The sequence below is a fragment of the Stenotrophomonas mori genome (assembly GCF_023556335.1).
GTDB lineage: Bacteria > Pseudomonadota > Gammaproteobacteria > Xanthomonadales > Xanthomonadaceae > Stenotrophomonas > Stenotrophomonas mori.
The window spans coordinates 1,328,586-1,340,490 of the sequence record NZ_JAIKTS010000001.1 but is presented as its reverse complement, the minus strand read 5'-3'; the positions used below and the strand labels follow the sequence as shown (position 1 = coordinate 1,340,490).

At 67.8% G+C, this 11,905-nt stretch carries 8 protein-coding genes; 7 read left to right on the top strand and 1 reads right to left on the bottom strand.

From position 1 onward, the window contains the following. Positions 1-127: 127 nt before the first annotated feature. Both K5L01_RS06020 and ppnN read left to right on the top strand, forming a co-directional pair. Entirely contained in the window at positions 128-3,382 is a 3,255-nt protein-coding gene (locus K5L01_RS06020) for a TonB-dependent receptor (protein WP_250062833.1), read from the top strand. 107 nt (positions 3,383-3,489) lie between these two features. Beyond that, complete coding sequence (gene ppnN / locus K5L01_RS06015) at positions 3,490-4,884, top strand: nucleotide 5'-monophosphate nucleosidase PpnN (protein WP_250062830.1); 1,395 nt, start codon at positions 3,490-3,492, stop codon at positions 4,882-4,884. Here ppnN and K5L01_RS06010 read toward each other — a convergent pair. Continuing rightward, complete coding sequence (locus K5L01_RS06010) at positions 4,866-5,981, bottom strand: sensor histidine kinase (protein WP_250062828.1); 1,116 nt, start codon at positions 5,979-5,981, stop codon at positions 4,866-4,868. The genes ppnN and K5L01_RS06010 overlap by 19 nt on opposite strands. A 147-nt stretch (positions 5,982-6,128) precedes the next feature. Here K5L01_RS06010 and K5L01_RS06005 point away from each other — a divergent pair, with 147 nt between their 5' ends. The 5 genes from K5L01_RS06005 to K5L01_RS05985 are packed head-to-tail and all read left to right on the top strand — an operon-like array spanning position 6,129 to position 11,902. Then, on the top strand, positions 6,129-6,662 hold the full coding sequence (locus K5L01_RS06005; RefSeq protein ID WP_250062826.1) for a GspH/FimT family pseudopilin: 534 nt from the start codon (positions 6,129-6,131) through the stop codon (positions 6,660-6,662). Next, complete coding sequence (pilV, locus tag K5L01_RS06000; protein WP_250062824.1) at positions 6,659-7,123, top strand: type IV pilus modification protein PilV; 465 nt, start codon at positions 6,659-6,661, stop codon at positions 7,121-7,123. Before K5L01_RS06005 ends, pilV begins: the two co-directional genes overlap by 4 nt. Further along, positions 7,120-7,965: a PilW family protein gene (locus K5L01_RS05995; RefSeq protein WP_250062822.1), complete on the top strand. Its 846-nt coding sequence runs from the start codon at positions 7,120-7,122 to the stop codon at positions 7,963-7,965. The genes pilV and K5L01_RS05995 overlap by 4 nt, the downstream gene beginning before the upstream one ends. Next, positions 7,962-8,516, top strand: coding sequence for a pilus assembly PilX family protein (locus K5L01_RS05990; RefSeq protein WP_250062820.1), 555 nt, complete (start codon positions 7,962-7,964; stop codon positions 8,514-8,516). The genes K5L01_RS05995 and K5L01_RS05990 overlap by 4 nt, the downstream gene beginning before the upstream one ends. Before the next feature lie 53 nt (positions 8,517-8,569). Beyond that, the gene (locus K5L01_RS05985; protein WP_250062818.1) at positions 8,570-11,902 is read left to right on the top strand and encodes a pilus assembly protein; all 3,333 of its coding nucleotides are present in this window, start codon (positions 8,570-8,572) and stop codon (positions 11,900-11,902) included. Positions 11,903-11,905 lie beyond the last annotated feature (3 nt).

The window sequence follows — 11,905 nt, the reverse complement described above, 5'->3', positions numbered from 1 at the left end:
TCTTAACCGTTGCGGCCGAGGCTGCGGCGGAAGGGACCCAGATTCAAGCCGATCAGGCGCCCGGTGGCCCCGGGGCTGATGGATCGCGTTTTTCCCCAATCGCTAACTCGTCTCGAGGCTACCCATAATGAACCACCCTCGTATCCGGATGTCCAAGCTTGCCCTTGGTCTTGTCGCCGCGCTCGCGGCCGCGCCGGCATTCGCGCAGAGCACCTCCGCCGGCGTCGGCGGCCAGGTCACCAGCAACGCCGGCGCGCCGGTGGCCGGTGCCGAAGTCACCATCACCCACGTCGAGTCGGGCACGGTCAGCCGCGCCACCACCGATGCGGCGGGTCGCTACAACGCGCGCGGCCTGCGCGTAGGCGGTCCCTACTCCATCACCATCACCAAGCCGGGCGAGGGCACCAAGACCGAAGAGGGCGTGTACCTCAACCTGAACCAGGTGAACACGGTCAACGCGGCGCTCGCCGGCGACGTGACCACCCTGCAGGGCGTGGACGTGGTGGCCGCGATGGTCGGCTCGGACCTGTTCAGTGCCAACAAGATGGGCACCGGTTCGAACGTGACCCGTGAGCAGATGGACGCGCTGCCGTCGGCCAACCGCAACATCCAGGACTACATCCGCCTGGACCCGCGCATCTCGCAGGTCAGCAAGGCGGACGGCGCGATCTCGGCCGGTGGCCAGAACACCCGCTTCAACGCCATCCGCATCGACGGCATCGGCGCCGGCGACCCGTTCGGCCTGGAATCCAACAACCTGCCGACCGAGCGCCAGCCGGTGTCGATGGACGCCATCCAGGAAATCAACATCGACCTGGCCAACTACGACACCACCATCTATGGCGGTACCGGCGCGGTGATCAACGCCGTGACCAAGTCGGGCACCAATGAATTCCACGGCACCGTCTATGGCGCCTACCGCAACAAGGACGACATGGTCCGCCGCCGCTTGGAAGGCGACAAGGGCGACTTCAACGGCTTCGACGACGAGAAGACCTACGGTCTGACCTTCGGTGGCCCGATCGTCAAGGACAAGCTGTTCTTCTTCGCCAACTACGAGAAGTACGAGCGCTCGGCGCCGGGCGTGAGCGTGAGCGATTCGCCGTACGGCAAGGGCAGCATCACCGACGCCGACATCAGCGAGGTCCAGGGCATCATGTCCGGCCTCGGCTACAACATCGGCGGCCTGAATGCGCCGGCCAACAAGACCGAGATCGAGGAATACGCGGTCAAGCTGGACTGGAACATCAACGAGAACCACCGTGCCGCGCTGCGCTACAACAAGATGGAGCAGAGCGTCATGCGCTTCCCGGGCATGGGCACCGGCACGGTGTCGCTGAGCAGCCACTGGTACGCGCAGCCGAAGATCTACGAGACCTGGATGGGTGAACTGTTCTCCGACTGGTCGGACAACTTCTCCACCGAGTTCAAGGTGTCGCACAAGGACTACTCGGCCAACCGCGTGCCGAGCGTCAACCTGCCGCACATCCGCATCAACGGCTTCGGCGCCAGCAATTCCGCGCTGCTGTTCGGTACCGAGCAGAACACGCACGTCAACATCGTCGAATCCAAGGAGCTGAGCGCCTTCGGTGCCGGTACCTGGTACGTCGGCGACCACAGCGTGAAGTTCGGCTTCGACTATTCCGACAACGACCTGATGAACTTCTACGGTCGCAACCTCAACGGTGTCTACACCTTCGCCAACCTGCAGGACTTCCGCGACGGTACCCCGTCCCAGTACCAGCTGCGCGCGCCGCGGCCGGGCGGCAGCATCAACGACGTGCCCGCGTCCTTCAACCTGAAGAACACCGGCGTCTTCGTGCAGGACACCTGGGCGATCAACTACAACCTGAGCCTGATGTTCGGCGTGCGCGTGGACATGCCCGACTTCAGCGACCAGCGCCTGTACAACCCGCGCATCGAGCAGCTGTACGGCTACAACAACACCCGCCTGGTCGACGACAAGCTGGTGCAGCCGCGCGTTGGCTTTAACTACACCTTCGACAGCGATCGTCCGACCCAGCTGCGCGGCGGCATCGGCCTGTTCGGCGGCGCTGCCCCGAACGTGTGGCTGGCGGGCGCCTACCAGAACACCGGCCTGAACTACGTCGAATACGACCTGAAGGGCGGCGATGCCCCGGCGTTCGATCCGACGGTTCCGCCCTCCACCGCGGGCCTGACCCCGGGCGCCGCGCGTGCGAACGTGGACGTCATCGCGCCGGGCACCAAGCTGCCGTCGGTGTGGAAGACCAACCTGGCCTTTGACCACGAACTGCCGTGGTACGGGATCGTGGCATCCGCCGAGCTCCTGTACACCAAGGTCAATGACGCCCTGTATTTCGAGCGCCTGGACCTGATGGACCCGACCTACACGGGCACCATGGACGGCCGTGACAACTACTGGAATGCCGCGGGCCGCGACCCGGCCAATGCCGGCAAGTACGGCATGGAAGTGGGCAAGATCGGTGGCAGGACCTGCACCCCGGCCGAAACCGCGGCCGGCCAGTGCCCGGACGTGAAGGGCAACCGTCCCAGCGATATCGGTGACGTGATGCTGTTGCGCAACACCGACAAGGGCAGCAGCATGCAGGCCACCTTCGCCCTGAGCCGCCCGATGGGCGAGCACTGGGGCTGGTCGCTGGGCTACACCTACACCACCGCCAAGGAAGTCAGCCCGCTGACCAGTTCGCAGAACACCTCGAACTGGGGCAACACGCTGATCTACCAGGCCAACGAGAACGTCGACTACAACTCGCGCTATGCGATCAAGGACCGCGTGACCGGCACCCTGGAGTGGAAGCACAACTTCTTCGGTGACAACACCACCCGCGTGGGCCTGTTCTACGAAGGCCGTTCGGGCCGTCCGTACAGCTACATCTTCTACAACGACGTGAACGGCGACGGTGCCGCCACCAACGACCTGTTCTACGTGCCTTCCGGCTACGGCGACGTGCTGTGGACCGGTGGCGCGCAGATGGAGAAGGACTTCTTCGACTGGCTGGAGAAGACGCCGGAGCTGGCGGGCTACCAGGGTCAGGTGGTGCCGGCCAACGCCCACCGCGCCAAGTGGGTCAACAGCTTCGACGTGCGCATCAGCCAGGAACTGCCGGGCTTCTTCAAGGGCCACAAGACCGAGCTGGCGCTGGACATCATGAATGTCGGCAACCTGCTCAACAAGAAGTGGGGCCTGATCGACGACTACGGTTTCTACTCGACCCGCCGCGTCGCCAACTACGCGGGCATCGATCCGGCAACCGGCAAGTACATCTACAACTTCACCGGTTCCACCGACAACTCGCAGATCCAGGAGAACAACAACGACAAGGGCAACACCGCGGTGTCGCGCTGGTCGATGATGCTGAGCCTGAAGTACAAGTTCTGACGGTCTGACCGATCGGAGCTGGAAGGAGAGCGGCCGGGGCGACCCGGCCGTTTTCCTTTTCACGGGGGCGGCGCTACATTCGAGCGCCTGTGCAGACGGAAGCAACGATGGAAACGACCAAGAAACAAGGCGCGGCAAGGGCGCTGCCGGTGCAGGATGCGCGCATCTACCCGCGCGGGGGGCTGGACGTGCTGTCCCGGGCCGAGGTGGCGCGGCTTCGCGACGCCTCCACCGGCGGCATGCACGAGCTGCTGCGGCGGTGCGCGCTGGCCGTGCTCACCAGCGGCAGTGCGTCGGACGATCCGCGCGCGGCGCGCGACCTCTATCCGGATTTCGACATCCAGGTCACCCAGCAGGACCGCGGGGTGCGCATCGACCTGAGCAATGCGCCGGCGATGGCCTTCGTCGACGGCGAGATCATCCTCGGCATCGCCGAACTGCTGTTCTCGGTCGTCCGCGACCTGGCCTACATGGCCATCGAACTGGGGCCGGAATACGCCTCGGACCTGGAGTCATCGGAAGGCATCACCAACGCCGTGTTCGGCGTGCTGCGCAACGCCCGCATCCTGCAGCCCAGCGAGCCCAATCTGGTGGTGTGCTGGGGCGGCCACTCGATCTCGCGCGACGAATACCTGTACACCAAGCAGGTCGGCTACGAGCTGGGCCTGCGCGGGCTGGACATCTGCACCGGATGCGGCCCGGGGGCCATGAAGGGGCCGATGAAGGGCGCCACCATCGCCCATGCCAAACAGCGCCGGACCAGCAGCCGCTACATCGGCATCACCGAGCCGGGGATCATCGCCGCCGAATCGCCGAACCCGATCGTCAACCACCTGGTGATCATGCCGGACATCGAGAAGCGCCTGGAGGCGTTCGTGCGCATGGGCCACGGCATCATCGTGTTCCCGGGCGGGGTCGGGACGGCGGAGGAGATCCTGTACCTGCTCGGCATCCTGCTGCGCGAGGAGAACGCGGCGCTGCCGTTCCCGTTGATCCTCAGCGGTCCGGCGATCGCCGCCCCCTATTTCGAGCAGATCGACCATTTCATCCGCATGACCCTGGGCGAAGAGGCCGCCAGCCGCTACGAGATCATCATCGGCGATCCGGTGGCGGTGGCGCGGCGGATGATGCAGGGCATCAAGCGGGTCCGCGAGTACCGCCTGGCGCACAAGGATTCGTTCTTCTTCAACTGGTCGGTGGAGATCCCGCAGACCTACCAGCAGCCGTTCGTGCCGACCCACGAGGCGATGGCGGCGCTGGACCTGCACCACGGCCGGCCGGCACCGGAGCTGGCCGCCGACCTGCGCCGCGCGTTCTCGGGCATCGTCGCCGGCAACGTCAAGGAAGAGAGCATGCAGCGGATCGAACAGTCCGGGCCGTTCCGGATCCATGGCGACCCGGACATGATGCAGGCGCTGGACGCGCTGCTGCGGGCGTTCGTCGAGCAGCGCCGGATGAAGATCTCCGGCGAGTACCGGCCCTGCTACCAGGTGGTGACCTGAGGCGGCGGTGAGGCAGCCGGGGGCTCCGGCGGGGGCAGCGGCAGCCGCACGCTGACCCGGTACTGCCCCTGTACGGCCTGCGCGACCACGCTGCCACCGTGGGCCTGGACCCGTTCGCGGACGGCGCGCAGGCCCAGCCCATGGCCGCTGCGAGCGGGCGTGGCCGTGGGCACGGGCGGCAAGGCATTGCTGACGGTGACCGTCACCTCGGCCGCGGCGACCACGACGGCGATCCGCAGCAGGCAGCTGCCGGGGGTGCGCTCGACGCCGTGGTGGATGGCGTTCTCCACCAGCGGCTGGAGCGTCAGGGGCGGCATGGACAGAGCCGGAAGCGTTTCCGGAAGGTCCCATTCCAGGCGCATGCGCGCCCCGAACCGCAGTTGCTCGATCTCGGCGTAGCGGCGTGCGAGCTGCAGTTCCTCGTGCAGCCCGACAGGCCGCGGGCCGGCCAGGGCGGCCCGGAACAGTTCGGACAGGTCCAGCAGCAGCTGCTCGGCCTGCTCCGGCTGCTGGTGCACCAGGGCGGCGGCGGTGTTGAGGGTGTTGAACAGGAAGTGCGGGTGGATGCGCGCCTGCAGGGCGTCCAGTTCCGCCTGCTTGGCGGCCACCGCGAGGCGCTGCGCGCGCCAGTGGCTCTGGAAGATCAGCAGCGCCAGCAGCCCGGCCACCAGCGCCAGCGCCAGCGCCCGCGCGACGAACATGGCCCCGTCGGCAAGGCGCTGCTCGTGGCGGACGTCCAACAGCTGCCAGCAGAGCAGGGCCACGACCAGGGTGGTCAGCAGCATCAGGCCCAGGCAGGCCCAGGCCAGTGCCTGCGGCTGCAGCCGCTCCAGGGGCCGCCGCAGCACGTGCAGCACGCCGAGGGTGCCCAGCGTCACCCACTGGATGGCCAGCGACAGCAGGCCGAAGGCGACCAGCCGGTCGCCGCCGGCCTGCGGCGACAGCACCAGCAGCGCGGCGACCGCCTCGCCGACCAGCAGCGCGGCGATCAGCGCAGCGGGACGGAACAGCACGTCCAGCGGACGTTGCCGCGCGGAATCGGGCAGCGCAGGCGTGGACGCTGGCGGCAGCGTGCCGGGGTGGTTCGGCAGGGACATGCCGGGCAGGGTACGCGATCGCCGGCCGCCTGCGGGCGCGGCGGCGGTGCCTGGCCACTCCTCCCGGCAATCGCACCGTCCGTCGCCGGAGCGTGGACGCGGACCCGGCGCCTGCCTATGGTCTGATCCGGGAACCGGGGGAAGGTCATGCCTGCATCACAGCCAGCGTTCAAGCCCGCATCCGCGGAGCAGGGGTTCACCCTGGTCGAGCTGATGGTCACGATCGCGGTGCTGGCCATCATCGCCTCCATCGCCGTGCCTTCCATGCGCTCGCTGATCGCGGCCAACCGCATCAGCGCCACTGCCACCGAGCTGGTGACCGGGGTCCAGCTGGCGCGTTCGGAAGCCACCCGCCGCAACGCCCAGGTCACCCTCTGTCCCAGCGTCGACGGCCAGGCCTGTGCGAACCAGACCGACTGGAGCCGCTGGATCGTCACCGGCCGCGACAACAGCAGCGGCGAGGTCGAGGTGCTGCGCGCTTTCAGCGTGCCCGCGGGGATGCAGGTCGACGGGCCGGTCGGCGGCATCCGCTTCCGGGCGTCCGGCATGCCCGCCGCCCCCGCGTCGTTGACGGTGTGCCTGCCGGTCGAGCGTCCCGCGGACAACCAGCGTGTGATCAGCCTGCTGGCCGGCGGCGGTGTCAGTACCGAAAAACACAACGGAGCAGGAGCATGTCCATGAGTCCGCGGCCCCCCTCGGCGCCGTACGGCGCCCGCGCCCGCCAGCGAGGCGTCAGCCTGCTGGAGGTGATGATCTCCGTGCTGGTGCTGGCCATCGGCCTGCTCGGCATCGCGGCGATGCAGGCGCTCGCCCTGCGCGGCGGCCAGAGCTCGCTGGAAAGCAGCCAGGCGGTGATGCAGAGCATCTCCATCGTCGAGGCCATGCGGGCCAACCGTCCGGCGGCGGCCAGCTACGCCATCGCCATGACCTGCACGCCGGGCAGCGCCGGCAGCCTGGTGCAGAACGACCTGCGCAACTGGATCACCGACATCAAGGCCACCATGGGCGTGGCGGACGACACGACCAGCTGCGGCCAGGTGCAGGCGCTGGGCGGCGACAACTACCGCATCACCGTGCAGTGGGACGACCAGCGCGCCGGTGGCGCGAGCAACCGCCAGGTCGTGACCGAGGTGCGCCTGTGAACCGCCCGCGCCACGGTGTTCCCGGCCGCCGCGCCGGCGGCTTCACCCTGATCGAGCTGATGATCTCGCTGGCGCTGGGCCTGCTGGTGCTCGGCGCGGCCTTCGTGGTATTCCGCAGCAACCAGAACTCCTTCCGCGCCACGGAAGGGATCAACCGCATCCAGGAGAACGCCCGCGCCGCGTTCGAGCTGATCTCGCAGGACATCCGCGCGGCCGGTGGCTCGGTGTGCTCGTGGGATACCCACTATGCCGGCGACGCCGACAGCCAGGCGCTGTTGAACGGCTGGCTCAGCGGCAGCAACACCGAACTGACCATCATCTCCGGCTCCAGCAACGGTTACCGCCTGCAGGATGCGGGGTCGAGCTTCGTCGATTTCGATCCGGATTCGCTGGCCGACGCCACGACCGTGTTCAGTGCCGGCGACCGGGTGCTGCTGTGCAACCCGACCGGCAACTACGTGGTCACGGTCACAGGCGTGGGCGCCGGCCGCTTGAACTTCTCCGGGTTGCCGGCCGGCGTGGACCTCAAGGGCATCGCCGGCATCACCTCGGTGGCGGCTGCGCGCTACAGCAGCGCCCGCTGGTTCGTGGCGCGCAACCCGCGCGGTGGCAGCTCGCTGTTCGTGTCGCGTTCCGGCGGCAACAGCGAGGAGGTCGCCGAGGGCGTGGCCGGCATCACTTTCTTCTACCGCCAGAAGGACCAGGCCAGTTACGTCAATGCCCCGGCCGGCGACGTGGTGGCGATCCGTACCCAACTGCAGCTGACCGCCCAGGACGTGGACGGCCGCGCGCTGTCGCGCACGGTATCGAACGTGGTGAGCATCCGGAGGGCCGCACCATGAGCAACCGGGTTCCGTATCCGCGCCGCGTGCGCCGGGAATCCCAGCGTGGCATCACCCTGCTGGTGGTGTTGATCCTGCTGCTGGTCCTGTCGCTGCTGGGCATCGCCATCCTGCGCAGCTCGGCCATGCAGGAGCGCATGAGCGCCAACCTGCGCGACCGCAGCCTGGCATTCCAGGGCGCGGAGACCGCGCTGCTCTATGCGCAGGACCGCCTGCTCGAGGGGGGCTGGAACAACAAGGCGCCGTCCGCCGGCGACTGCAGCGCACAGGGCATCTGCCCGTCCGGTGCCGATCCTTCCTGGACATCGCTGCCGGAGGGCGGCAGCTACGATCCGCGGCTGGCGGCGCCCCCGCAGTACTGGGTGGAGTACCTGGGCAAGGTTCCCGCGGGCGCGACGTCGGGCGGGTGGGGAATGGAGGGAGGCAGCACCAATGCCGCCGCCATCGAGGCCGAGGCCGCCCTGTACCGGATCACTGCCCGCAGCCGTTCCGCAGGGCGGGCCGATGTGCAGTTGCAGGCCAACGTCATCTACAAGGTTCCGCTGCTGTGAACCAGGGCCGCGGGACGCCGTGTGGCGCTTATGACATGTCAGGACGCAGGATCATGAATACGACACACCCCCTTGGACACCGCCGTGGCCGCCCGGCCCGGCACTGGCATGCCGGGGCCCTGGGATTCCTCGCAGGCCTGCTGGCACTTCCGGTCGGCGCGGCGATCAGGCTGCCTGACGAGCCGCTGACCACGGCCAGCCGGGTGGCGCCGAACATCCTGTTCATCCTCGACGACTCGGGATCGATGGGCGACTGGAGGATGTACAACCCGCAGGTCGGCCTGTCCACCACCTATGGGCAGTACGCCTATCCGCGGAACACGCTCTGGTACAACCCGTTCAACACCTACCAGCCCTGGCTGAAGGCCGATGGCGGCCGCCTGACCGGGGGCACGTCCTACAACGCCGCGTTCATGCACCACGACGATCCCTCGTTGCCGATCGACCTGGGCAACACGAGGAGCTGCAACCGTTCCAACGACAACGGCACCAACCGCGAGGTCTGTGGCGGCGTGCAGACGTTCTACGTCCCCAAGGATCCGGACGAAAGCACCCCCGCGTACCTCGGCAGCCAGGCCAACTACTACCGTTACCAGATCATGGGCGACGGCAAGATCTACCGCAGCGAATGGCTTGGGCGCTCGGGATCGTCGCCGGCCTACAACAACGGCCCGGACCGTGTTGCAGGAGGCTGCACCACCACCGGCACCACGGTGACCTGGCGGGATTGCCGGCGGATGACGCCGACCGGCCGCAGCGAGGACGCGGAGCTGCGCAATTTCGCGACCTGGTTTTCCTATTACCGTACCCGCATGAAGGCGGCGAAGGCGGGCGCCAGCGAAGCCTTCGGCTCGCTGGACGGCAAGGTCCGCGTGGGATTCTGGACGCTGTACGCCACCGACCGCCAGGGACGGACCGGCATGAACATCCCGGTGGCCGACGGCAATGACGGACGTTTCGTGGACGTGGAGGGCAACGGTCCCAAGGCGCGCAGCGATTGGTACGCACGGCTGCAGTCGACCCAGAACTACAGTTCCACGCCGCTGCGCAGCGTACTGAACCGGGCCGGCACCTATTTCAGTAACCAGACCGCTTCCGGGCCTTATGGCCCGGAAGCGGGGGCCAACCAGTACAGCTGCCGCCAGAACTTCACGATCCTCAGCACCGATGGCGCCTGGAACGACGGTTCGCAGGGCGTCGGCGACGCCGACGGCAGCAACGGCCCGGTGATCACCGGGCCGGGCAACAAGAGTTACCAGTACATCGCCAAGGCCCCGTACCGGGATGGCTACTCCGATACGCTGGCCGACGTGGCGATGCACTACTGGAAGCGCGACCTGCGCCCGGACCTGGAGAACAACGTGCCGTCGTCGCAGGCCGACCCGGCGTTCTGGCAGCACATGGTGACCTTCGGCATCTCCATCGGCCTGAAGGGCGAGAAGGGCTGGGGCGGTGTCGGCGAGGTCCCGGCCAATGCCTCCTGGGAAAACCCGAACAACGACGCGCGCAAGATCGACGATCTCCTGCATGCGTCGCTGAACGGGCGTGGCGCGTTCTTCTCCGCGGCCGATCCGGCCGAATTCACGGCCGGGTTGAAGACCGCACTGGCCAGCATCTCCGAGCGCAGCAGCTCGTTCTCGAACGTGGCCAGCAACTCGGTCTCGCTGGATACCGGCACCCAGCTGTTCAGCGCCAGCTATGTCTCCGGCTCCTGGACCGGCAACCTGCAGTCGCGCGGGGCCACCGCGGCGACCACCTGGAGCGCGAGCCTGCCGGCCTGGGACACGCGCCGGATCTTCACCAGTAGCGCCGCGACGCCCGGCCAGGCCGGCACCTCCGGCGTGGTGTTCCCCACCAGCCAGCAGGTCGCCGCGCTGACCCGCGGGGGCGGGAGCAGCAACTACGAGGTCTCCGGCGCCGACAACGCGGCCTACCTGCGCGGAAGCGCGGCGCGGGAGGAGCGCAACGGTGTCGCGAACCTCCGCAACCGCACCTCGATGCTCGGCGATATCGTCAATTCGTCGCCGGCCTACGTGCCGGAGACCAACACGGTCTACGTCGGCGCCAACGACGGCATGCTGCATGCGTTCAATGCCGGCAACGGCAAGGAACTGTTCGCCTACGTGCCCAGTATCCTCAACTGGAACAACCTGTCCTCGTTGAGCCGCGGCGACTACGCCCACCGGTATTTCGTCGACGGACCGGTGGTGGTCAGCCGCCGCAACGTGACCCCCGGCAAGAACATCCTGGTCGGTGCGCTCGGCCGTGGCGGCAAGGGGCTCTATGCGCTGGACGTGACCAATCCGGGCTCGGTCGGCGCCGGCGGGCCCTTCAAGTGGGAGCGCAACACCGGCAACTTCATGGGCCAGGTGCTGGGCAAGCCGGTCCTGGCGAAGGTGCAGGGCGGCAATGCCGCGGTCGTCCTCGGCAATGGCGTCAACAGCACCAGCGGGCGGGCGGCGCTGATCGTGCTCAATCTGGAGACCGGCGCGGTGATCCGCGAGATCGATACCGGCGCCGGTTCGCCGGAACTGCCCAACGGGCTTTCCGCGCCGGTGGGCGTGTACGGCACCGATGGGCAGACGCTCGCGTATGTGTATGCGGGCGACCTGCAGGGCAATGTCTGGAAGTTCGACGTGTCCGCGGCGTCGCCGGGCAGCTGGAGCGCTACCCGGCTGTTCACCGCGGTCGGCCCCAACAACGAAGTGCAGCCCATCAGCGGCGGCCTGGCGGTGGCACGGCACCCGACCACCGGCAAGCGCTGGGTCCTGTTCGGCACCGGCCGCTACCTGACCGTGGAAGATGCCGACCCGTCCAACGCCGGTGTGCAGTCCATGTATGGCTTCATCGACGAAGGGCGGGTGGTCGCCAATACCGACCTGGTCCAGCGCGATTTCGATGTCACCGAGGCGTCGGTGGACGGGGTCCCGGTCCGCTCCTTCCAGTCCAAGGCGGCCCTGCCCACGGGCAAGAAGGGGTGGCGCGTGGATCTTCCCGGGCACGGCGAACGCATCGTGCAGGACGCGCAGATGGTGGCGAACATCCTGATCACCGCCAGCGCGATGCCCATCAGCACCGCCTGCGAGGCGGGTGGCACCGGCTACGTCAATGCGATCGACGCCTTCACCGGCACCAGTCCGGACACGTCGTTCTTCAACATCGGCGACGGCAAGGTGAGCGGGGGCGGCAGCAATCCCATCGGCTCGGTCAACCTCGGCAGCGGCATGCCGACCGTGCCGTCGCTGCTCGATGGCGCGATGGTGGTGGACGGCAGCAATGCGCCTTCCTATGCCCTCTGCGGTGACGAGGTCTGCGGCGACGGAACCGCCAAGACCCGGGGCGCGGCATGGGTGCGGGTATCCTGGCGGCAGATCATCGGGGATTGAGGG